Source organism: Novosphingobium jiangmenense, assembly GCF_015694345.1.
GTDB lineage: Bacteria > Pseudomonadota > Alphaproteobacteria > Sphingomonadales > Sphingomonadaceae > Novosphingobium > Novosphingobium jiangmenense.
In genome coordinates this window covers 192,862-215,166 of sequence record NZ_JADQDC010000002.1, presented here as the reverse complement: position 1 = coordinate 215,166, position 22,305 = coordinate 192,862, and the positions used below count along the sequence as shown (strand labels likewise).

Annotated in this window: 22 protein-coding genes; 10 read left to right on the top strand and 12 right to left on the bottom strand. The window is 63.8% G+C overall.

Features of this window, described 5'->3' with window-relative positions; translation table 11 throughout:
• The first annotated feature begins 103 nt into the window (after nucleotides 1-103).
• Nucleotides 104-1,414: a tetratricopeptide repeat protein gene (locus I2488_RS03575; protein ID WP_196274443.1), complete on the top strand. Its 1,311-nt coding sequence runs from the start codon at nucleotides 104-106 to the stop codon at nucleotides 1,412-1,414.
• A gap of 73 nt (nucleotides 1,415-1,487) precedes the next feature.
• Here the strand turns inward: I2488_RS03575 and I2488_RS03570 are convergent, their stop codons facing one another.
• Nucleotides 1,488-2,138, bottom strand: coding sequence for a carbonic anhydrase (locus tag I2488_RS03570; protein ID WP_196274442.1), 651 nt, complete (start codon nucleotides 2,136-2,138; stop codon nucleotides 1,488-1,490).
• 66 nt (nucleotides 2,139-2,204) lie between these two features.
• Between I2488_RS03570 and lipA the strand changes: the two genes are divergently transcribed.
• Nucleotides 2,205-3,149 carry a lipoyl synthase gene (gene lipA, locus I2488_RS03565; RefSeq protein ID WP_196274441.1) on the top strand — a complete coding sequence of 315 codons (945 nt, stop codon included), beginning with the start codon at nucleotides 2,205-2,207 and terminating at the stop codon, nucleotides 3,147-3,149.
• 1 nt (nucleotide 3,150) lies between these two features.
• Entirely contained in the window at nucleotides 3,151-3,612 is a 462-nt protein-coding gene (locus tag I2488_RS03560; RefSeq protein ID WP_196274440.1) for a type II toxin-antitoxin system RatA family toxin, read from the top strand.
• Here the strand turns inward: I2488_RS03560 and I2488_RS03555 are convergent.
• From I2488_RS03555 to I2488_RS03545, 3 genes are read right to left on the bottom strand one after another with little or no spacing between them, the layout of a single operon-like run.
• Nucleotides 3,573-4,076, bottom strand: a complete 504-nt coding sequence (locus I2488_RS03555; protein WP_196274439.1) for a CinA family protein — start codon at nucleotides 4,074-4,076, stop codon at nucleotides 3,573-3,575. The two genes, I2488_RS03560 and I2488_RS03555, sit on opposite strands and share 40 nt — an antisense overlap.
• Before the next feature lie 9 nt (nucleotides 4,077-4,085).
• Nucleotides 4,086-4,637: a hypothetical protein gene (locus I2488_RS03550; RefSeq protein ID WP_196274438.1), complete on the bottom strand. Its 552-nt coding sequence runs from the start codon at nucleotides 4,635-4,637 to the stop codon at nucleotides 4,086-4,088.
• A gap of 20 nt (nucleotides 4,638-4,657) precedes the next feature.
• The gene (locus I2488_RS03545) at nucleotides 4,658-5,818 is read right to left on the bottom strand and encodes a bifunctional 2-C-methyl-D-erythritol 4-phosphate cytidylyltransferase/2-C-methyl-D-erythritol 2,4-cyclodiphosphate synthase (protein WP_196274437.1); all 1,161 of its coding nucleotides are present in this window, start codon (nucleotides 5,816-5,818) and stop codon (nucleotides 4,658-4,660) included.
• A 116-nt stretch (nucleotides 5,819-5,934) separates the two neighbouring features.
• On the opposite strand from I2488_RS03545, the gene dusB reads away from it, so the two are divergent.
• From dusB to hflX, 7 genes are all read left to right on the top strand, one after another.
• Complete coding sequence (gene dusB, locus I2488_RS03540) at nucleotides 5,935-6,978, top strand: tRNA dihydrouridine synthase DusB (protein WP_196274436.1); 1,044 nt, start codon at nucleotides 5,935-5,937, stop codon at nucleotides 6,976-6,978.
• Complete coding sequence (locus tag I2488_RS03535) at nucleotides 6,975-8,090, top strand: two-component system sensor histidine kinase NtrB (RefSeq protein WP_196274435.1); 1,116 nt, start codon at nucleotides 6,975-6,977, stop codon at nucleotides 8,088-8,090. Before dusB ends, I2488_RS03535 begins: the two co-directional genes overlap by 4 nt.
• Nucleotides 8,090-9,526, top strand: a complete 1,437-nt coding sequence (locus I2488_RS03530; protein ID WP_196274434.1) for a sigma-54-dependent transcriptional regulator — start codon at nucleotides 8,090-8,092, stop codon at nucleotides 9,524-9,526. Before I2488_RS03535 ends, I2488_RS03530 begins: the two co-directional genes overlap by 1 nt.
• A gap of 119 nt (nucleotides 9,527-9,645) precedes the next feature.
• The gene (locus I2488_RS03525; RefSeq protein WP_246465462.1) at nucleotides 9,646-11,841 is read left to right on the top strand and encodes a sensor histidine kinase; all 2,196 of its coding nucleotides are present in this window, start codon (nucleotides 9,646-9,648) and stop codon (nucleotides 11,839-11,841) included.
• Nucleotides 11,842-11,853: 12 nt separating this feature from the next.
• Nucleotides 11,854-13,239, top strand: a complete 1,386-nt coding sequence (gene ntrX, locus I2488_RS03520) for a nitrogen assimilation response regulator NtrX (RefSeq protein WP_196274432.1) — start codon at nucleotides 11,854-11,856, stop codon at nucleotides 13,237-13,239.
• Between the two features lie 191 nt (nucleotides 13,240-13,430).
• Nucleotides 13,431-14,006 (top strand): RNA chaperone Hfq, encoded by a 576-nt coding sequence (gene hfq, locus I2488_RS03515; protein WP_196274431.1) that lies wholly within the window; start codon nucleotides 13,431-13,433, stop codon nucleotides 14,004-14,006.
• Complete coding sequence (gene hflX / locus I2488_RS03510) at nucleotides 14,003-15,352, top strand: GTPase HflX (RefSeq protein WP_196274709.1); 1,350 nt, start codon at nucleotides 14,003-14,005, stop codon at nucleotides 15,350-15,352. Before hfq ends, hflX begins: the two co-directional genes overlap by 4 nt.
• On the opposite strand, the gene mazG is transcribed toward hflX, so the two are convergent.
• The 8 genes from mazG to I2488_RS03470 all read right to left on the bottom strand — a co-directional run bounded on the left by mazG (nucleotide 15,329) and on the right by I2488_RS03470 (nucleotide 22,269).
• Nucleotides 15,329-16,114 carry a nucleoside triphosphate pyrophosphohydrolase gene (gene mazG / locus I2488_RS03505; RefSeq protein WP_196274430.1) on the bottom strand — a complete coding sequence of 262 codons (786 nt, stop codon included), beginning with the start codon at nucleotides 16,112-16,114 and terminating at the stop codon, nucleotides 15,329-15,331. The two genes, hflX and mazG, sit on opposite strands and share 24 nt — an antisense overlap.
• Nucleotides 16,115-16,178: 64 nt before the next feature.
• Nucleotides 16,179-16,349: a hypothetical protein gene (locus tag I2488_RS03500; RefSeq protein ID WP_196274429.1), complete on the bottom strand. Its 171-nt coding sequence runs from the start codon at nucleotides 16,347-16,349 to the stop codon at nucleotides 16,179-16,181.
• An 11-nt stretch (nucleotides 16,350-16,360) separates the two neighbouring features.
• Nucleotides 16,361-17,128 carry an MBL fold metallo-hydrolase gene (locus I2488_RS03495; RefSeq protein WP_196274428.1) on the bottom strand — a complete coding sequence of 256 codons (768 nt, stop codon included), beginning with the start codon at nucleotides 17,126-17,128 and terminating at the stop codon, nucleotides 16,361-16,363.
• Nucleotides 17,125-17,901 carry a TatD family hydrolase gene (locus I2488_RS03490; protein ID WP_196274427.1) on the bottom strand — a complete coding sequence of 259 codons (777 nt, stop codon included), beginning with the start codon at nucleotides 17,899-17,901 and terminating at the stop codon, nucleotides 17,125-17,127. The genes I2488_RS03495 and I2488_RS03490 overlap by 4 nt, the downstream gene beginning before the upstream one ends.
• Entirely contained in the window at nucleotides 17,901-19,466 is a 1,566-nt protein-coding gene (gene metG / locus I2488_RS03485) for a methionine--tRNA ligase (protein ID WP_196274426.1), read from the bottom strand. Before metG ends, I2488_RS03490 begins: the two co-directional genes overlap by 1 nt.
• 51 nt (nucleotides 19,467-19,517) lie before the next feature.
• Complete coding sequence (locus tag I2488_RS03480; protein WP_196274425.1) at nucleotides 19,518-20,486, bottom strand: DNA polymerase III subunit delta'; 969 nt, start codon at nucleotides 20,484-20,486, stop codon at nucleotides 19,518-19,520.
• Nucleotides 20,483-21,112 (bottom strand): dTMP kinase, encoded by a 630-nt coding sequence (tmk, locus tag I2488_RS03475; protein WP_196274424.1) that lies wholly within the window; start codon nucleotides 21,110-21,112, stop codon nucleotides 20,483-20,485. The genes I2488_RS03480 and tmk overlap by 4 nt, the downstream gene beginning before the upstream one ends.
• Nucleotides 21,109-22,269 carry a D-alanyl-D-alanine carboxypeptidase family protein gene (locus I2488_RS03470; RefSeq protein ID WP_343070975.1) on the bottom strand — a complete coding sequence of 387 codons (1,161 nt, stop codon included), beginning with the start codon at nucleotides 22,267-22,269 and terminating at the stop codon, nucleotides 21,109-21,111. The genes tmk and I2488_RS03470 overlap by 4 nt, the downstream gene beginning before the upstream one ends.
• Between the last annotated feature and the right edge of the window lie 36 nt (nucleotides 22,270-22,305).

Sequence of the window (22,305 nt, the reverse complement as noted above, 5' to 3'; positions counted from 1 at the left end):
GCCACTAGCGGGATCGACCAGAGGTGAGAGGACACCGGGGTGCGAAGGTGTCGGGGCAGGGTCGCTCCCGCTGATGCATCCGGTCGAACAGGAGACGATTTCTATGCGTGCTACTTTCGGACTGATTGGCAAGACGGCGATGGCCCTCGTGCTTTCGGCCGGCGCACTGTCGGTCACGTCGACCGCGGCATTCGCCAAGGAAAAGGAAGCCAAGGCCGAGAAGGCCAGCTACTCGAAGGAATTCGTGGCGGCTGCGGGCCCGATCCAGAAGACCGTGACCGCGCTTGACGAGGCCAAGAAGAAGGGCGCCGATGCCGCTGCGCAGAAGGCGCTGCTGGCGAACGCTCCGGCTGAACTCGCTGCGGCCGAAGCTGCGGTGAAGACCCCGCTTGACCGCATGGCGGCCGGTGGGTGGGCGGTCAGCATCGGCGGTGTGCTCAACGACATCGCGATGCGCCAGCGCGGCATCCAGAACATGCTCGACAGCGGACAGGTTCCGGCTGCGAACGTCACCGAGTACCAGTTCTATCTCGGCAACTTTGCCTATTCGAACAAGGACTACGCCACTGCCGTCAAGGCTCTGACGCCGGTCGTGCAGGCAAATTTCAAGGACGAGACCGCCGCCGAACTGCTGGCTGATTCCTATGCGCAGCAGGGCCAGAACGCCGAAGCGTTGACGGCGCTGAAGATGGCGCTGGATGCCCGCAAGGCTGCCGGTGCCGAAGTGCCCGAGGGCTGGTTCAAGCGCGCGAACCTGATTGCCTACAAGAACAAGCTCGGGCCGCAGGCGATCGAATGGTCGACCCTGATGGTCGAGAACAACCCGACCCCGCTGAACTGGCTCGGCGCCGGCCAGCTGGTGCGCGAGTTCAGCCAGTTCACCAACCAGGAATCGCTGGACCTCGGCCGCCTGCTGCTGCGTTCGGGCGGTTTCCAGAACGATCCGAAGTACGTCGAGCGCGAGTACGTCGAATACATCGAGGCGGCCGATCCGCGTCGTCTGCCCGGCGAGGTTCTCAAGGTTGCCAACATGGGCGTGCAGGCCGGTGTGCTGAAGGCCGCCGACCCGTTCGTCGCCGATGCAACCGCGCAGGCCAAGGGACGCATTGCTGCGGACAAGGCTTCGCTCCCGGCGCTCGACAAGGAAGCCCGCGCGGCCAAGGACGGCAAGAGCCCGATGGCCATGGCTGATGCGTACCTTTCGTACGACGAAGCCGCAAAGGCCGAGGAGTTCTACAAGATGGCGCTCGAAAAGGGCGGCATCGACAAGGACCGCGCGCTGACCCGTCTGGGCATCGCGCAGCTCGACCAGGACAAGTTCGACGACGCCAAGGCGACCTTCGCCCAGGTTGGCGGTGTGCGCGCCACGCTCGGCCGGCTGTGGCTGGCGTTTGCCAACACGCAGTCGAAGTAAGCGCCTTCCAGGCCTGAAACGGAAAGGGCGGCTCGCAAGAGCCGCCCTTTTTGCTTTGGCCGGGTGGTGCAGGTCAGCTGACCGGACCGAACTCTCCGGTCTCCTCGTCGAGCACGTGCAGCACGCCATCGGAGATCGCGAAGAAGGCGCCGCGCAGCCTGACCTCGCCGGTGGCTTCCTTGCGACGGATGCAGGGAAAAGTGCGCAGGTTGGCGAGGCTGGCCTTGACCCCCGCCTGCTCCATCGCGCGCTCCGCATCGCGTCCTTCGGTGCCATGGTGGGCAACGACATCCTCGCGGGCATCGTCAAGCAGGGCGATCCAGTCGGCGACGAAGCCGCCTTCGCCGGGCTCGGTACCCTTCAGGCTCTGCGTAAGCGCGGCCTTGCAACCGCCGCACATGCCGTGGCCCATGACCACCACTTCCTTGACCTTGAGCACCTGGACTGCGAATTCGAGCGCTGCAGAAACGCCGTGATGGCCGGGGTTGGTCTCGAAGGGGGGGACCATCGCCGCGACGTTGCGGACGACGAAGATCTCGCCGGGATCGACATCGAAGATCTGCGCCGGATCGACTCGGCTGTCGGAGCAGGCGATGATCATCACCTGCGGCTCCTGCCCCTCGCGCAGTTCGCGCCAGCGCTCCAGCTTCGGGGTCCAGCCGCTTTCGCGGAAGCGGCGGTAGCCTGCGATGAGGCGGTCGAGTTCGGGAGAAGCCTGGGTCATGGCCTGCGCTAATGACCGCATAGATTGGGTCTTTCAAGTGCCGGCGTAACGGCTTATCTGGGCGCCATGACCGAACCGGCCCAGAACCTCCGCCCCGAACGTCAGCGCAAGCCCGACTGGATCCGCGTCAAGGCCCCGACCAGCAAGGGCTATGGCGAGACTCGCGCCCTGATGCGCGAACTTGGCCTGAACACGGTGTGTGAAGAAGCCGCCTGTCCGAACATCGGCGAATGCTGGACCAAGAAGCACGCCACGGTGATGATTTTGGGCGAAGTCTGCACCCGCGCCTGCGCATTCTGCAACGTGAAGACCGGGATGCCTCGCGCAGTGGATCAGCTGGAGCCGATGAACGTGGCGACGGCTGCGGCGAAGATGGGGCTTGAACACATCGTCATCACCTCGGTCGACCGAGACGACCTGCCCGATGGCGGCGCCGGTCATTTCGTCAAGGTCATCAAGGCTCTGCGCGAGCTGACGCCCAACACCACGATCGAAATCCTGACGCCCGACTTCCGCAACAAGATGGAAGCCGCAGTCGAATCGATCGTCGAGGCAGGGCCGGACGTCTACAACCACAACCTCGAAACGGTCCCGCGCCTCTACCCGACCATTCGCCCCGGTGCGCGCTACTATGCTTCGCTGCGGCTGCTGGAGCAGGTCAAGCGCCACGATCCGCGCATCTTCACCAAGTCGGGCATCATGCTCGGCCTCGGCGAAGAGCGGCTTGAGGTCCATCAGGTGATGGATGACATGCGTTCGGCGCAGATCGACTTCCTGACCATGGGCCAGTACCTCCAGCCGACGCCGAAGCATGCCAAGGTGATCGATTTCGTGACCCCCAAGGCGTTCGAGGCCTATGGTTCGATTGCGCGCGCCAAGGGCTTCCTGCAGGTCGCGGCGAGCCCGCTGACCCGCTCGAGCTATCACGCTGGCGATGACTTCCGGCAGATGCGCGCCGCTCGCGATGCCCAGCTGGCGAAGGCTGCGGCCAAGGTCGGCTCGCAGGCCTGACTTGCCCCGCATAACCGAAACCCGCACCCTGCAATGGTCGGCCGAACAGATGTTCGACCTGGTAGCGGACGTGCGCCGTTATGCGGAGTTCCTGCCCTGGGTGGTCGCGACCCGGATCAAGTCAGACAGCGAGAGCGAGATGATCGCCGATATGTTGGTGGGGTTCAGTGCCTTGCGCGAGAAGTTCACCTCGCGAGTTCACAAGGAGCGACCGCACTCGATCAAGGTCGAGTACATCGATGGCCCGCTCAAGCGGCTCGAGAATGACTGGACCTTCCGCGATGGTCCAGACGGCGGTTGCGTGATCGACTTCTGCGTCGATTTCACTTTCCGCAGCGCGATCTTCGAGAAGCTCGCCGGGCAGTATCTCGACGCGGCGTTCCGCAAGATGGTCGCCGCGTTCGAGAAGCGCGCCGAAGCGCTTTACGGCAGCAAGAGTTCCAGCGCGGTCAGCGTCGCCTGAAAGCGCACTTCGGCGCGGGTACTGGCGCTGTCGAACAGCTTGAGTTCGGCGTTGGTCGCTTCCGGGTCTTCGCCACGCTTGGCGCATGCAAAGACGACAGTGCCAACCGGCTTCTGCTCGGAGCCGCCGTCCGGTCCGGCAACGCCGGTGATGGCGACAGCAACGTCCGCGCCTGACTTTTTCAACGCGCCCTGCGCCATCGACCAGGCCACAGCTATCGAAACTGCGCCGAAGGTATCGATCAGGTCTTCGGAAACACCGAGGAGCTGGTTCTTGGCTTCGTTCGAATAGGTTACGAAACCACGGTCCAGCACAGCGGAGCTGCCGGCAACTTCTGTCAGTGCAGCAGCGACGAGGCCGCCGGTGCAGCTTTCGGCCACAGCCACCTTGCGGCCGAGCGCGGCATTCTCGGCAATGACGCGGCGCGCGAGGTCGCCGATCTCGGCGGGAAGCAGGCTATTCATGGGCATCGTTCAGGCTGCGGGCTTGCAGATCGGGAAGGACGAGGTTTTCCCGGGTTTTGGCTTGTCGGCCAGGACGAGGATGAAGGTTACCAGCTCGGCCGTGTTTTCCGGCGGCAAGGGCGAGAGCAGGCGCACGCCGCGTTCGATCGCCGTGCACTGGTCTGGCTTGATCTCGCCGCTGACCATTTCGCTGACCATGGCTTCGACGAAGGGCTGCACGGCATTGTCGGGCAGGTTCTTCATCATGTCCGCCATCTTGGCGTCCTTTGAGCTACCAAGCTTGAGGAACGCGGACTTGGCGAGCGGCCAGTTCTGGTCCTTGCGCGCGGCATATCGGCCCAGGAACTCGCTGCCGCGCGTGGCGAAATAGCCGTTGGAGGAAAGGTGCGGCTTGCAGCCCTTCATCGTGCCGTCGATCACCGATGGCAGGGCATAGCCGACCAGCGCGGTGACTTCGTCCTCGTTGAGGCAGGGGGCGGCGGCGGTTGCCGCCTGCGCCATCTGGGCCTGCATGAGCGCTGCACCGGCAAGGGCGCCGAAAAGGATACGGGAAGAGACCATAACGTCTTTGCTCCTGCGGATCAGCGGGGGACGACCGTCGCCACTGCCTGCGCCGCGATACCTTCGCCCCGACCGGTCAGGCCGAGGCGTTCCGTTGTCGTCGCCTTGACCGAGACGGCATTTGAGTCAATCCCGAGAATCCGGGCAAGCGCTTCTCGCATGGTGCTTTTATGCGGACCGATCTTCGGCGCTTCGCAGATTATCGTGACATCCACGTTGCCGATTTCGTACCCCGCCTCTCGCACAAGGTGCGCGGCGTGGGCGAGGAAGCGGTCGGACGAGGCGCCCTTCCACTGCGGATCGGATGGCGGGAAGTGATCGCCGATGTCGCCCATGGCGATCGCGCCGAGCAGCGCGTCGACCAGCGCGTGGATCGCAACGTCGGCATCGGAGTGGCCCGAGAGGCCCTTGCTGTGCGCGATCTTCACGCCGCACAGCCAGAGTTCTTCGCCCTCGACGAGGCGGTGTACGTCAAATCCCATGCCGGTGCGGGGAATGCGGGTCATGTCCTGTTCCTCGAGATCTGCGGCGAAGGTGATCTTGCGCAGGGCTTCATCGCCGTCGGCAAGCAGAACCGTAATGCCGGCAGCAACGGCGACCTGGGCGTCGTCCCCTGCATCGGGCTTGCCGGTCCACGCCCGGTGTGCGGCGAGGATGGCGGCATAATCGAAAGCCTGCGGTGTCTGGACGCGGAACAGCTCTTCGCGGACGACCTTTTCGGCCATCGCATGGTCGGCACCGCGGATCATGCTGTCGACCACCGGGAGGACCGGGATTGCTGCGAGGCCACGGTCTAGTGCGTCGAGCAGGCCCGCGATCACGGTCTGTGGAAGCACCGGGCGCGCGGCATCGTGGATCAGCACACGGGTGGGGGCGTCGGCTTCCAATGCTTCGAGGGCAAGGCGCACGGAATCCTGCCGGGTGGTGCCACCGTGGGTGGCCTTTATGCCGGCCAGACCGTCCAGGGCCTGCGCCGCCTCTGCCTCGAAGCCCTGAGGGATGGCGACGACGATCGGCGCAATCCCGGCTTGGACGAGCGCCTCGACTGAATGGCGCACGAGCGGCTTGCCGCGCCACGTGACGAACTGCTTGGGAATTGTGCCGCCGGTACGCGAACCCTTGCCTGCCGCCACGACGATAGCGGCAACCGGTCCGGTGCGGGAGGGAAGGGGATCGCTCATTCGCCGCGCCTCTACCAGCGCTTTGGGGCAGGGGGCAACAGGCGAGACGCATCCTGCTTGCCGTTTCACCCGTAATCGACTAAGCGCTGCCTGTTTTTTAGGCAGATTGTCCCGACATGTCCGCAGTACCCGTTCCGCCCGTGCTCAAGCCCATCCAGGTCGGCCCCGTCACGGTCGATTGCCCGGTCGTGCTTGCGCCGATGACCGGAGTTTCGGACCTGCCGTTCCGCACGATCGTGCGTCGCTTCGGCTCGGGCCTCAACGTGACCGAGATGATCGCCAGTCCGGCTGCGATCCGCGAGACGCGCCAGTCGATCCAGAAGGCGGCGTGGCACCCGATGGAAGAGCCGGTGTCGATGCAGCTGGTGGGCTGTGATCCCGAACAGATGGCCGAGGCGGCGAAGCTGGTCGAGCAGCAGGGCGCGGCGATCATCGACATCAACATGGGCTGCCCGGTGCGCAAGGTGGTGAACGGCGATGCCGGCTCCGCCCTCATGCGCGACATTCCGCTCGCCACCCGGCTGATCGAGGCCACGGTCAAAGCGGTGAAAGTGCCGGTTACCGTGAAGATGCGCATGGGCTGGTGCCATGACAGCCTGAACGCGCCTGAGCTTGCGCGCATTGCCGAGGACATCGGCGCGAAGATGATCACGGTTCATGGTCGCACCCGCAACCAGATGTACAAAGGCAACGCGGACTGGGGCTTCGTGCGCAGCGTCAAGGACGCGGTGTCGATCCCGGTCATCGTCAACGGCGATATCTGCGGGATCGAGGACGTTGCGGCGGCTGTCGAACAGAGCGGCGCTGACGGCGTGATGATCGGGCGCGGATCGTATGGTCGGCCTTGGCTGCTGGGGCAGGTCATGCACTGGCTGGAAACGGGCGAACGGCTCGCCGATCCGACGCTGCCGGAACAGTACGCGCTGATCGTAGAGCACTATGAGGCGATGCAGGAGCACTACGGGACCGTCACCGGCGTCAACATGGCGCGCAAGCATATCGGTTGGTATACCAAGGGCCTCCACGGCTCGGCGGACTTCCGCAACAAGGTGAACTTCATCGACGATCCGAAGGCCGTGCTGGCCAGCCTGGCCGACTTCTACAAGCGCGCAATCGAGCACAGCCTCTCGACGCAAGCGGGGCAGCGCGCGGCGGCATGAGTTTGCTGCCCGACTGGCGCAGGACTGAGCCCGGGCAGAAGCCCGACCCCAAGCGCGTCGTCGCCAGCCTGCCACTCGCACTGTTGCAGTTGGACCCCGATCTTGTCGTTGCTTCGGTCAACCCGGCGGCGGAGCAACTGATGGGGCAAAGCTATCGGCGACTTGTCGGACGGTCGGTGGCAGAACTGTTCGAATTCGAGGAGCCGCTGATCCTTGGCCGCCTCGCCGATGGTGAAGCGAACCTGTTCGCGCGGGGCGTGGGCGTGCGGATCATGGGACAGCCGGTGCGCACTTTCGACGTGATGACCAGCCCGGTAACCCATTGTCCAGGCTGGCAATTGCTGATGCTGCACGAGGGCGTGGGCGTCGAGGCGCTGACCGGCGACGGGCGAGGGGCTGGCGGAGGCGAGGGCGTGGCTCTGCGCGCGCCTGAAGTTCTGGCGCACGAGATCAAGAACCCGCTGGCAGGCATACGCGGCGCGGCCCAACTGCTTGACCGCAAGCTGAGCGAGCGGGACCGGGCGATGACCGGGCTGATCACTGCCGAGGTCGACCGTATCGCCAAGCTGATCGACCAGATGCAGTCGCTCTCTCGCAGGAGTGCCGAGCCGGCGCAGGAGTGCAACCTGCACGAGGCGGTGCGGCGCGCGCAAGCGGTGCTGGTGGCCGGGCATCCCTCGAAGGTGGTGATCGAGGAGGAGTTCGATCCGTCGCTGCCGCCGGTCACCGCCAATGCGGATTCGCTGGTGCAGGTATTGCTCAACCTGCTGAGCAACGCGCGCGAGGCGTGCCAACACCAGTTGCAGCCGCGCATCTCGGTGCGCACGCGCTTTGCCAGCGGTATCCAGCTGCATGTCGGTCCGGGCGGCAAGCCGCTGCGCCTGCCGATCGAACTGCGCGTGTCGGACAACGGTCCGGGCATCGATCCCAAGCTGCGTGATCACATCTTCGAACCGTTCGTCACCGGCAAGAAGAGCGGACAGGGGCTCGGCCTTGCGCTGGTCCAGAAGCTGGTGCGCGAGATGAACGGCCGCATCACGCATGATCGGGACGAGGCCAATGGCCTTACCCACTTTCGCATTCACCTCCCCGTTGCCGGATCGGTTCCCTGATGGCCAAGCGCGTTCTTCTGGTCGAGGACGATGCCTCGATCGCCCTCGTAATCACCGCAGCGCTCGAGGCCGAAGGCTTCGACGTCGATCATTGCGATTCGGTTGCCGGTCGCGACCGGCATCTCGCCGGAGCCGACTACCGTCTGCTCCTGACCGACGTGATGCTGACCGATGGCGACGGGATCGAGACGCTGGGTTCGGTTCGCGATGCGCACCCGACAATGCCGATCATCATCCTGTCGGCCCAGAACACGCTCGATACCGCCGTCCGCGCGAGCGAGACCGGAGCGTTCGAGTACTTCCCCAAGCCGTTCGATCTGGAAGAACTCGTCCGCACTGTAACCCAGGCGATCGGCAAGGCCGAGGCGGCGGAGATCGACGTGCCGCAGGACGTCACGCAAGGACTGCCGCTGGTGGGCCGCAGTGCCGCGATGCAGGCGGTCTACCGCATGATCACGCGTGTGCTGCGCAATGACCTGACTGTGTTGATCCTCGGCGAATCCGGCACGGGCAAGGAACTGGTCGCCGAGGCAATCCACCAGCTTGGCAACCGCCGCGCCGGTCCCTTCGTGGCGGTCAACACAGCCGCCATTCCCGCCGAGCTGATCGAGAGCGAACTGTTCGGACACGAGAAGGGGGCGTTCACGGGTGCCGTCGCGCGGTCGATCGGCAAGTTTGAACAGGCGAGCGGTGGCACGCTGTTCCTCGACGAAATTGGTGACATGCCGATGCAGGCCCAGACGCGCCTGCTGCGCGCGCTGCAATCGGGCCGCATCCGGCGCGTGGGTGGGCGCGATGAGATCACACTCGACTGCCGTATCGTTGCCGCGACCAATCGCGATCTGTTGCCGATGATCGCTGCCGGCACCTTCCGCGAGGATCTCTATTACCGGCTTGCGGTCGTGCCGATCGAACTGCCGCCCTTGCGCGAGCGCGCCGACGATATCGAGGCGCTCGCCCGCCACTTCCTCGCGAATGCTGCGGCCGAGGGCCTGCCGAGACGGCAACTGACCCAGGCCGGTGCCGAACTGCTTTCCCGCCAGCCTTGGCGCGGGAATGTACGCGAACTGCGCAACTTCATCTATCGACTGGCCCTTCTGGCGCGTGACGAGGTGATCGACGTCAGTGCGATTGAGCCGCTGCTGGTGCACACCGAAGGCGGCCACGCTGTGGCACAGACCAGCCAGTCGTTGCCAGTCGCCGGTGATCTGGCGGCTGCCGTCGAACATTGGCTGTCTTGCAACAGTCTGCCGCATGGCGAACTCTATGACTCCGCATTGGCCGCATTCGAGCGCCCGCTTTTCATTTCCGTGCTGGGACAGACGGGCGGCAACCAGCTCCGGGCGGCGCAAATACTCGGGATAAATCGCAACACCTTGCGCAAGCGGCTTTCCGATCTTGGCATCAACGCGGAAGATTACGTGGCCAAGGACTGAGGCGCCAGTTCGTCCGGCCCCGGCGTCAAGTCGTTGGTCGGTTTCCTCTTGCATTTCTGCAACAGTGGTGTTGTGACCATGCAACGATGATGCATGAGCATAGAGTCACGGTAAGACGGATGCCGCGGTGGTTCAGGCGGGTGCTGGTCAGCCTGCGCCGAGCCAACGTTTTCTTCCTGCTCGAAGCTGCCGCGTCAACCACGCTTGCGCTGATGCTTGCCGTCAGCTGGCTCACGGTGACGGGATCGAGCGGCGAGGGCCAGATCCTGCCTTCGCGGCTGACGTCCAGCTTGCTGATCGGTACGCTGGTCCCTGCCATGGCCTTGCAGATCCTGTGGGGCAGGCGACTGGCTATCCGGCGTGCGGCCAAGAGCGTTCTTGGATCAAGCGGTCGGCTGCATGTGCGGCTCGTCTGGTTGTTCTCGCTGATTGCCGCGATACCGACGCTGCTGGTCGTGATCTTTGCATCGTTTCTGTTCCAGTCGGGCGTGGAGTTCTGGTTCTCGGACAACTCGCGAGGAATGCTCGAGAACGCCAACAAGTTGGCCCGGGGATACTACGAGGACAAGCTGCGCGACGTCGGCAACGAAACGGTCACCATGGCCGGTGACATCCGCGACTACCTTGATCAGGCGCCGATCACTTCGACCGAGTTTGCCGAGGGCTATTCGTTCCAGGTCCTCAGCCGCCAGCTCAACGAATCGGCGATTCTCGAACGTTCGCCCGATGGATCGCTGCGCACTGCGGCAATCGTCGATCCGGAAAAGACCGATCGCCAGCAACGCGTCACGCAGGCCGACCTGAAACGCCTCGATGCGGGTGAGGCAGTGGTGGTGCGCGCGTCGGCCGAGCGTATCGAGGCCGTTACGCCGATCGACAAGACGCGCGGCATCTATCTGTTCGCGGCACGGACTTCGAATGCCCTTGCGCTTCAGCAATGGGAGCGGGCGCAAACCGTGCTCAAATCCTACGATATGCTGACGACAAGGGCCCGCGCCCTGCAGTTGCGCTTCAATCTTGCCCTGTTTGGCGTCAGCCTTGCTCTGGTCGGCGTAGCGGTCTGGGCGGCCTTGCGTTTTGCGGATCGCCAGGTTGCGCCTCTGGCAGAACTTGTTTCTGCCGCACGAACAATTGGCAGCGGCAATTTCTCGATGCGCGTTGCGCAGAACAGCGGCACGGACGAGGTCGGGCTTCTCGCGCGGGCCTTCAACCGCATGACCCAGCAGCTCGAAGGGCAGACGCAGGCTCTGGTTTCTGCAAACGCTCAGCTTGAGGTGCGCCGCGCCTTCATTGAGGCCGTGCTCGAATCCATCACCGCCGGGATCATCTCGATCGGTCGCGACGGCGCCGTCCAGCTGATCAACTCCTCGGCGCAGCGAGTCCTCCTGTCCGATGGTGCGCCGAGCCCGATCGGCCGCTCGCTCGACGAGGTCTCGCCCCTGTTCGCGCAACTTGTGGCATCCGGCCAGCCGAACAACGTGATCCAGTACCCCGTGGGCGGCGATCTGCGCACACTCGCCGTCCGTGTGGCCGAAGACAACAACGGCCATGTCATCACCTTCGAGGACATTACCCGCCAGTTGCTGGACCAGCGCCGCGCAGCATGGTCAGACGTTGCCCGGCGCATTGCCCACGAGATCAAGAACCCGCTGACTCCGATCCAGCTGGCGACCGAGCGTCTGCGCCGTCGCTATGGCCGCCAGATCGAGAATGACCCCGAACTGTTCGAGGAACTGACCAGCACGATCATCCGGCAGGTCGGCGATCTCCGGAAGATGGTCGACGAGTTCTCCTCGTTCGCCCGTTTGCCAAAGCCGGTATTCCGTGCCGAAGACGCGAGCGATCTGGTGCGGCAATCGCTGTTCCTCCAGGAAGTCGCTCATACCTCGATCGATTTCAGCTTCGCTTGCGATGCTGCGGCGATGCCGCTGCAGTGCGACCGCCATCAGTTTGGTCAGGTGATGACCAACGTGCTGAAGAACGCGGTGGAGGCGATCGAGACGCGCGCCAAGGCGGAGGATGTCGACTACCGCGGGCGCGTAGCAGTGACTCTGGCGGGGGATCATGAAACGGTCACTGTCAGCGTCACCGACAACGGTATCGGCCTGCCCGCAGAGCGCGAGCGCATCCTCGAGCCCTACATGACGACGCGGGAGAAGGGCACCGGGCTCGGCCTCGCAATCGTTCACAAGATCGTCGAGGAGCATGGCGGCGAAATGGCCTTCACCCCCGAGCCCGGCGGCGGCACGCGCGTGACCATGCGCTTTGCTCGCGACCCTCTTTCCACATCCACTGCAATGGCCGAACAGGACTGACAGGACCCACCAATGGCACTCGATATCCTCATCGTTGACGACGAACGCGACATCCGCGAACTGGTCGCAGGCGTTCTCTCCGACGAAGGCTACGGCTGTCGGTTGGCAGCGGACAGCACTTCGGCACTGGCCGCGATCGACGAACGCCGCCCCAGCCTAGTGCTGCTCGACGTCTGGCTCCACGGCAGCCCGATGGACGGTCTGGAAGTGCTCGACGAGATCAAGAAGCGGGAGCCAGAGCTGCCGGTAATCATCTTCTCCGGTCACGGCAACATCGACACTGCCGTTTCGGCGATCAGCCGCGGGGCAATGGACTTCCTGGAAAAGCCGTTCGAGGCCGAGCGACTTCTGCTGCTGGTCGAGCGCGCGACCGAGACCGAGCGCCTGCGCCGCGAGAACGCCCAGCTGCGACAGGGCTTTTCGATGGCCGAGGAGTTCACCGGCAACAGTTCGGCGATCAACCAGGTGCGCGCCACGCTCAAGCGTGTCGCCAATACAGGCAGCCGCCTGCTCATCACCGGGCCTGCGGGATCGGGCAAGGAAGTGGCGGCGCGCCTGCTTCATTCATGGAGCCCGCGCGCTCAGAGCCCGTTCATCACGGTCAATTCCGCACGCATCACGCCCGAACGTTTCGAGCAGGAGCTGTTCGGCGAGGAAGTCGACGGCAAGCTGGTTCGGGCGGGTTTGCTCGAAATGGCCGATGGCGGCACGCTGTTTCTCGACGAAGTGTCTGACATGCCGGCATCAAGCCAGGCACGCATCCTGCGGGTACTGACCGAACAGTCCTTCGCCCGCGTGGGCGGTCATCGTCAGTTGCGCGTTGACGTTCGCGTCGTGTCCTCGTCGTCGCGTCCGCTGGAGAAGGAAATTGCCGAGCGTCGGTTCCGCGAGGATCTCTACTATCGGCTCAACGTGGTGCCGGTCGCCATTCCCTCGCTGATCGATCGACGTGACGACATTCCGCCGCTGGTCGACCACTTCTTCGCCCGCTACGCCAGCGAACAGGGCGTCGCCCCGCCGGCGATCTCGCCCGAGGCCATGGCCGCGCTGCAGAGCTATGACTGGCCCGGCAACGTCCGCCAGCTTCGCAACGTGGTAGAGCGCACGGTCATTCTCGCCCCGCGTGACCGGTTGGCACGGATCGACGCGGATATGCTTCCTTCCGAGATCGTCAGTACGCCGATGGGTGGCGATTCGGGCGGATCAGCCCTGATGGGCGTTCCCTTGCGCGAGGCTCGTGAGAGCTTCGAACGCGAGTATCTGAAGGTGCAGATCCGTCGCTTTTCCGGCAATATTTCGAAGACCGCCAGCTTCATCGGGATGGAGCGCTCGGCGCTTCACCGCAAGCTCAAGTTGCTCGGAATGGCTGAGCGGCGCGAAGACGAGGATGAAGAATAAAGGGGCAGAACGGTTGAATCTGCGAATGTGAATACGCATTAATTCGGAACCCTGTGCAATTTCCCATGTTTACGGAAGGCGCGGGGGGACATAAACTCGTCAACGAACCCGGCCAGAGTGCGTGACGCACGAAGGCCAGATCGCGAAGGTCCCTTGCGGGACCGAGCCAATAGAAAACGGAGTCACGTGAAATGACCGGAAAGACCTTGTCTGCCCGCCCTCGGCCCAAGCCCGAACCCGCTCCTGTCGCGGATGTTCCGGCGCCCGTAACCGGCCCGAGCGGAGGTAAGGGGCAGAACCTTCAGGACCTTTTCCTCAACCACCTGCGCAAGAACAAGATCCCCGTCACGATGTTCCTCGTGAAGGGCGTGAAGCTGCAGGGCATCGTCACGTGGTTCGACAACTTCTCGATCCTGCTGCGCCGCGATGGCCAGTCGCAGCTGGTCTACAAGCACGCGATCTCGACGATCATGCCCGGCCAGCAGCTTTCGGTTGCGCACTTCCAGACGGGTGGCGAGGAAAACGGCAAGAAGGCCCGTTTGCTGCAGGAAGTGTTCCTTTCCAGCGTGCGCGATTCCGGCGTGCAGGTGACGATGTTCCTCGTGAACGGCGTCATGCTGCAGGGCAAGGTCGCGTCCTATGATCTCTTCTGCATGCTGCTCGAACGCGAAGGCTATGTCCAGCTCGCCTACAAGCATGCCGTTTCGACAATTCAGCCTGCCGGTCATGTTGATCTCACCGGCGACTGGGATGGTGAGGATTCCTGAGTACTTTTGAATTTGGCAACAACACCGGCGAAGTAGCAGGTGAAGTCACCCGTGGCGCGCGCGCCGTCGTCGTCCTCCCCGATATCAAGCAGCGGGGAGGGGGACTTGGCATGGACGCGGAAAGCCGTCTCGAAGAAGGGCAGGGCCTGGCCCGCGCCATCGGCATCGAAGTGGTCGACGCCTTCATCCTGCCGATCCGGGCCGTTCGTCCTGCGACGCTGTTTGGCGAGGGGCAGGTCGGGCGGATCGGCGTCGCCTGCAACATGGCCGATGCGGAACTGGTCATTGTCGATGGTTCGCTGTCGGCAATCCAGCAGCGCAATCTCGAGGACAAGCTCAAGCGCAAGGTCATCGACCGTACCGGGCTGATCCTCGAGATCTTCGGCGAACGCGCGGCTACGGCGGAAGGCCGTTTGCAGGTGGAACTCGCGCACCTCGATTACCAGGCTGGCCGGCTCGTCCGATCATGGACCCACCTTGAGCGTCAGCGCGGTGGCTTCGGCTTCCTTGGCGGTCCCGGTGAAACCCAGATCGAGGCCGACAGGCGGCAGATCCGTGGCCGCATGGCAAGGCTGCGGAAGGAACTGGAGCAGGTTCGCCGTACGCGTGGGCTACACCGCGAGCGGCGTCAGCGCGCGCCGTGGCCAGTGATTGCGCTGGTGGGCTATACCAACGCCGGCAAATCGACGCTGTTCAACCGGCTGACCGGTGCCGACGTGATGGCCGAAGACCTGCTCTTCGCCACGCTCGATCCGACAATGCGCTCGATCCGCTTGCCGGGCGTGGAAAAGGCGATCCTTTCGGACACCGTGGGGTTCATCTCCGACCTGCCGACGCAACTCGTCGCGGCCTTTCGCGCAACCCTCGAAGAGGTGACGGCCGCGGATGTGATCGTGCATGTGCGCGACGTATCCAATCCGGCAACGGCGGATCAAAAGGCAGAAGTCGAGCAGATCCTCGCGGACCTTGATGTGATCGGGGAAGGGGGCTCGAAGATCCCCATCGTCGAGGCATGGAACAAATGGGACCTGCTCACCGCTGAACAGCAAGCGATGCGGCAGGATCTGATCTCGGCGCGGATTGCCGAGGTTCCGATAGTGCCGATTTCTGCGTTGACCGGTGCGGGCGTTGAAGCGCTGCTTGAGCAACTCGGCCAGATGCTCACGGGCGGAGCGCAGACGCTGGAGTTCACCATTCCGCTCTCGGATGGACAGCGTCTGGCTTGGCTCCATGCCCATGGTGATATTCAGGAGGAAGCCGAGGCCGAGACTGCCGAGGGCGATCCCGCGCTGCGCATCAAGGTGCGGCTCACCCAGCGCGAGCTAGGCCGTTTCACCTCGCTCTGAGGCTTTGACGGCCTGCCAGAGGTCTTCCTGCTGGTCGAGGGTCAGTTGCGCAAAGCGACCCTTGGCCAGGTGCTCCATGCCGCGAAAACGCCGCTCGAACTTGGCATTGGCCTGACGCAGCGCTTCTTCCGGTGCGACGCCATGCTTGCGTACGAGGTTCACTGCGGCGAAAAGCAGGTCACCCGCTTCGGCAACGCGTTCTTCGTCTGAAGATGCTTCTGCAAGCTCCTGTATCTCTTCATAAACCTTCGCCGAACCGCCGGACGGATCGGGCCAGTCGAAGCCTTGCCTGACAGCGCGTTTCTGCAGCTTTTCCGCCCGCATTAGCGCCGGTAGCGCCAGTGCAACGCCGTCCATTGCACTGGTCGCGCCTTTGGAGGAGCGCTCGGCGGCCTTGGCGGTCTCCCAGCGATCCTCACGCGATTGGCCTTCGTCGGCCTCATCGCCGAAGACATGCGGGTGGCGTGCTTCCATCTTCGACGAGATGGCGGCGGCAACGTCGTCGAACGAGAACAGGCCGAGCTCCTCGGCCATGCGAGCGTGGAACACCACCTGGAGCAGAAGATCGCCGAGTTCTTCCTTCAGCGCTGCCATGTCATTTCGTGCGATGGCGTCGTCGACTTCGTAGGCTTCCTCAATCGTGTACGGAGCGATCGTCGCAAAGGTCTGCGCGCAATCCCATTCGCAACCGCGCTCCGGATCACGCAGGCGTGCCATGATGGCGAGAAGCCGTGACAGGTTGGGCGTCGTGGCAGTGCTCATGATCGTATCCCAATGTTTCGATAATAAGTATTATGTAAATTAAAGGTCGGATGTTCGTAAGGCTTCACCACCCCAGTACCGAGAAAACCAGTGCCAGCGCGATGATCAGAAAACCCCACAAGGCCGCCATCCGCAGTCCATCGGACAGCCCGATCTCGCGCCCCTTGAGGCTGGCGACGACGAGTATCAGCGACATGCCAATGCCAATGATCCGCGTCAGGTCGTAACTGTCCAACGGCGCGCTCCCTAGACGACGAGTTCGAGACCATCATAAGCCGGTTCGACATGATCCGGCGTTTCGCCGCACAGTGTTCGGTAATCCATGGACTTGTCGAGATGCGTCAGGATGCCACGGCGGGCACGTGTCGCCTCGATCAATTCCAGCGCCATGCCGAGATGCGAATGTGTCGGATGTGGCTGCCGCCGCAGGCAATCGACGACCAGCACATCAACCTTGTAGAACAGGTCGATCATCTCGCTGGTAATCTCGCTGAAGTCTGTGGCGTAACCGATTGTTTTTCCGCCTTGATCAAACCGGTACGCGGTTGACTGAGCAGGCCCGTGCGGCATCTGGCAATGTGCAATGCCGATACCGTTCAACATGCGCACACGATCGAGATTATCGAGCTCGACGATCGTGTGATAGCCGTGCTGTCCGGCGAAAACATAGCCGAAGCGCTGGCGCAGGCGGCGGACCGTTTCGCTCGCGGCGAAGCCTGGAATGGGGCCGGCACGGCCATAGCGCAGCGGCCGCAGATCGTCGATGCCGTGGCAGTGATCGGCATGGTCGTGCGTCCACAGCACCCCGTCGATGCGATCGATGCCGCAGGAGAGGAACTGGTGCCGCAGATCGGTCGGCGTGTCGACGAGCAGGTGGCTGCCATCATCGCCCTCGACCATGATCGCAACGCGCGTGCGCCGGTTCCGAGGCTCTGTCGGATCGCAATCGCCCCAGTCGTTGCCGATGCGTGGCACGCCCGTCGACGTGCCAGAACCGAGGATCGTCAGCTTCACAGGCTGGCCTTGTTGAAAAGCCTGAAGAAATTGGCGCCGGTGCGATCGGCGAGTGCCTCCGTGGACGTCCCGCGAAGCGCCGCCACGAAAGCGCAAGTGTCGGCCACGAAGGCTGGTTCGCATGTCTTGCCCCGGTGTGGCACCGGCGCGAGGAAGGGCGCATCTGTTTCAACCAGAATACGATCCTCAGGCAGTTCAGCCGCAACCGCTTGCAAGTCCTTGGCATTCTTGAATGTCACGATACCGGAAAGCGATATCGACAGCCCCAGTTCCAGCATTTTGGCAGCGAATGGCGCAGAGGCGGTGAAGCAGTGGATCAGCGCGGGGAAGGCCCCCTTCCCCATTTCTTCCTCGATAATCCGGGTCGTATCATCTTCCGCATCGCGGGTGTGGACGATCAGTGGCAAACCGGTTTCGCGCGCGACACGGATGTGAACCCGGAACAGGTCCTGCTGCACCTGCCGGTCCGAGTGGTCGTAATAGTAATCGAGCCCGGTCTCGCCGATGCCGATCACGCGGGGGTGCGCAGCAGCTTCGAGCAATGCGGCTTCGCCAAGATCGGCATGACCATCGGCTTCGTGGGGATGGATGCCCATGCTGGCCCAGACATCGCATTCCCGCTCAGCGGTGGCGACTATATCAGCCCACTCGCGCTGCCGAGTCGAGATGTTTAGAAAGCCACGCACGCCGCTTTCGCGCGCCCGCCCGAGTACCTCGGCCTGATCCTCGACCAGACCCTTGTAGTTGAGATGGCAATGCGAATCGATCAGCATCATGCTGAGGCTGGCTCCTCGGGCAGTTCAAGCCGCGGGAACGCCGGTACCGGCTGCCCAAGCTTTTCGCCCGTCGCCACCCGCGCCAGATACCAGTCGGCGTCCGTGAGTGCGGCAAATCCGCGTCCATCGGATGGTACGCCAAGCTGATCGAGGACCTTGGCAGCGGCGGCAGGAACAACCGGGGCAATCGCAATGGTGAGATCCCGAATGGCCATGAACAGGGTCAGCAGCACTGCCTTCATGCGTTCCGGATCGGTCTTGCGCAGGGCCCAAGGTGCCTGTTCGTCGACGTAAGCATTGCAGGCGAACACGGCACGCATCCATGCATCGATGCCAGCCGAGAAGTTCAGGGCCTCGAACTCGCGGGGCAGTTCGTCGCGGCAGGCGGTGAATACGGTGGCAAGCAGAGCGTCGTCCGCGTCGGCGCTCGCAAACTTCTCAAGAGTGCCATCCATGTTCTTGAAAATCATGGAAAGTGTGCGCTGGACGAGATTGCCGTAGCTGTTCGCCAGTTCGGCGTTGCAGCGCGTGACGATCGCTTCCGGCGAGTAGGATCCGTCCTGCCCGAACGCGACTTCGCGCATCAGGAAATAGCGCAGGGGATCGACGCCGAAACGTTCGGCCAATTCGAGCGGATCGGTGACGTTGCCGAGGGACTTCGATTCCTTCTGGCCGCGATTGAGCAGGAAGCCATGGCCAAACACCTGCTTGGGCAGCGCGATGTTTGCGCTCATCAGGAAGGCCGGCCAATAGACCGTGTGGAAGCGGACGATATCCTTGCCAATCAGGTGCAGGTTCGCTGGCCAATACTTTGCAAAGTTGCCGGTTTCCTCGGGGAAGCCGAGACCGGTGATATAGTTCGTGAGCGCATCGACCCAGACGTACATGACATGGCCATCGCTGCCCGGCACCTTCACGCCCCAGTCAAAGCTGGTGCGCGAGACCGAAAGATCGCGCAGGCCGCCTTCGACAAAGCGCATCACTTCGTTGCGCCGGCTGTCGGGCTGGATGAACTCCGGGTTCTCGTTGTAGAGCTTCAGCAGCGGCTCGGCGTACCTCGAGAGGCGGAAGAACCAGCTTTCCTCGACCGTCCATTCGACGGGCGTGCCCTGGGGCGAAAGCTTTTCGCCCCCTTCCCCGGCCACAAGCTCGCTCTCGTCATAGAACGCTTCGTCGCGGACCGAGTACCAGCCCTCGTAGCGATCGAGGTAGAGATCGCCGTTCGACTCCATGCGCCGCCACAATTCCTGCACCGACGCATGATGGCGATCCTCGGTGGTGCGGATGAAAACATCATACGAGACATTCAGTTCATCACACATCTTGATGAAATACGATGATATTTCGTCGGAAAGTTCGCGCGGGGTCACGCCCAGTTCGCGCGCCTTCTGCGCCATCTTCAGGCCATGCTCGTCAGTGCCGGTCTGGAAGCGGACATCGCGCCCCATGGCTCGCTGGAACCGCGCGATCACGTCGGCGGCAATCGCCTCGTAAGCGTGGCCGATGTGTGGCTTGCCGTTCGGGTAGGAAATGGCGGTGGTGATGTAGAAGGGTTCGCCCATCGGGCCGGTCGCTTTCTCAATAGGGTATGTGGCTCAAAGGAATCCGGAGCCTTATCGCGCCCCTTCCCTAGTCGGCGCAGCCGATGCCAGCAAGGAGCCGATTTCCATGGTCAGCATTGCCGGGTCGTAATTGTAGATCGGTGCTTCGCTGGCGAGCCTGACCAGACGAGCATGGGCTTCGACCAGTCGCACTTTGGCGGCATCATCGACCCGATCAAGCGCGCCGACCACGGTCATCCGGGCAGCTTCGATCGCCGCCGCGATCCTTTCGCGATCTGGCCTGGCCCCCAGCGCACCGGCAAGCGCGCCGCGCAGTGACAGGTCCGGGTCCCCCTGCTCGACAATTCGCGCAAACAGCGTCTGCGCCTTGCCAAGATCCTGTGCGGCGAAAGCCAGAGCCGCGCCGGGGGAACCACCTGCAACGGCCAGCGCCGCTTTTCGGGTCTCGCCATCGAGCTCCGGCGCAATATCGTCCAGCGCCCGGGCAACGTCACTGGCCGGAAGCGGATGGAACCTGACCACGGTGCAACGCGAACGGACCGTCGGGAGCAGGCGTCCCAGCGCATGGACGACCAGCAGGAAGAAGGTGCCGATCGGCGGCTCTTCCAGGCTCTTGAGCAAGGCGTTGACCGCACTTTTCTCGAGCAGGTCGGCCGAATCGATGATCACTGCGCGCCTGCGGCCCAATGTTGGCCGGGTGGTGAGGCGTCGCTGAAGGGCTCGCACCTGATCGACCGAGATGCTGCGCTTCAGCTGGTAGGGCTTGCCCTCGTCACGCTTCTTGGCCTCGTCCTCGTTGGCCGGGAGCGGGAACAGCGTGAGAATGTCCGGATGCGCCTCTACCGGGGGCTGCGGCACGCCGGGTTCTGCCACCAGCTCGGCGGCGGCAGTTCGGGCGAAGCTCGCTTTGCCCAACCCTTCGCGCCCGGCGAGGATCCAGCCGTGGTGCATCCGTTCGCCTGCCATGGCGGCGCGCCAGATGCGCCAGGCTTCGTCATGGCCAATCAGCGGCACGCTCATGCCAGAAGGCCTGCGAGGCTGGTCATGACGCGAGCATGGACCTCGTCGGGCGATCCTTCGGCATCGATCACGGCAAAGCGGTCAGGATTCTGAGTGGCAAAGCTGCGGAAAGCCTCAGCGACCCGGGAATGATACGCCGCGCCGCGGCTTTCGATACGGTCGCCGGTGCCGCCATCGCGCAAGGCGAGGCGCTGGGCCGAGACTTCCGGGCGAACTGTGAGCAGGATCGTCAGGTCGGGCAGAAGGCCCTCGCTGCCGATGCGATGCAGGTCGAGCACCTCGGCGTCGGAAAGACCGCCGCCACCGCCCTGATAGGCACGGCTGCTGTCGACGAAGCGGTCGCACACCACCCACGCCCCGCGCACAAGGGCCGGTCGGATCAGCTTTTCGACATGATCGGCACGCGCGGCGGCAAACAGCAGGGCCTCCGCACGGGCGCCCCACCCCTCGCCCTCGGTGCTTAGCAGCATCGCGCGGATGGCCTCGGCGCCGAGCGTTCCCCCCGGTTCACGCGTAGTCACGACGTCCAGCCCCCGCGTTCGCAGGGCTTCTGCAAGCATCCGCCCCTGCGTCGACTTGCCGACGCCTTCGCCGCCTTCCAGCGCGATGAAGCGGCCTTGCGTCACAGGCCGACCAGACCCAGCGCGCCATTGCGTAGCCGGGCGAACATGCCGCCGCGCGGCACGTCTTCACCCGCTGCCAGCGGCAGGACATGAACCGGCTCGCCCGGCACGCGCACGAGCAGACTGGCCACTTTCTCACCCTTGCGGATCGGTGCCTTCAGCGGTCCCTTGTAGCGCACCGAAAGCGTGTACTTGCTTGCAGCGCCCTTGGGGAGCGTCACGCTGAGATCGTGCGGAGCCACCAGCGACACCTGGCGCACTTCGCCACCCTGCACTGTGGCTGTCCCCAGCGCAGCGCCCCGGCGGTAGATCGGCTTGGCATCCCAGGCCGCAAAGCCCCACTCGATGAACGCCCGCGACTGGTTGGTGCGGTCGATGGGCCGGTCGTAACCGCCCAGCACCATGACCAGTCGGCGACCATTGCGTTGCGCCGAACCGACGAAGCCGTAGCCCGCTTCGTTGGTGAAGCCGGTCTTCACACCGTCCGCGCCTTCGGTGTGGCCATAGAGCGGATTGTGGTTTGGCTGGGTAATGCCGTTCCACGTCATCTCGGCATGGCCATAGAAGCGGCGGTAGAGATCGGGAAAGCGCGTCATCAGCGCGCCGCTCAGCGTCGCCAGATCGGCGGCGGTGACGTAAGTCTGCCCTTCGTCCATCCAGCCGTTCGGCGTGTTGAAATGGCTGTCTCGCATGCCGAGTTCGTCAGCGGCCTGGTTCATCAGCGCGGTGAAGGCAGGGACCGATCCGGTCGCGCCCTCGGCCAGAACCACGCAGGCATCGTTGGCGGAGACGGTGACGATGCCTTCTATCAGTTCGGCCACGGTCGGCTGCGCTTCGGCGGGCAGGAACATCGTGCTGCCGACATTGCGCCATTTGCGGAAGGTTTCGGGCCGGATCGGAATGCGCTGGTCGAGCCGCAGCTTGCCCTTGGAAATCAGGTCGAAGGCGACATAGCTCGTCATGATCTTGGTGATCGAGGCCGGCACGAAGCGCCGGTGCGGATCGCGTGAAAACAGCACCCGACCAGAACCGACATCGAGCATCAGCGCAATCGGCGCGTCGATCCGCGGCATGGAGGCAAGCGGATCGGCAGCACCCGCCTCCGGCGCGGCGGCCTGAACCGGCAGCGCCGCCAGCGTGGCTGCCATCGCAATCGTCACGACCTTCAAACGCAAGTGCAATCCCCGGACATCGCC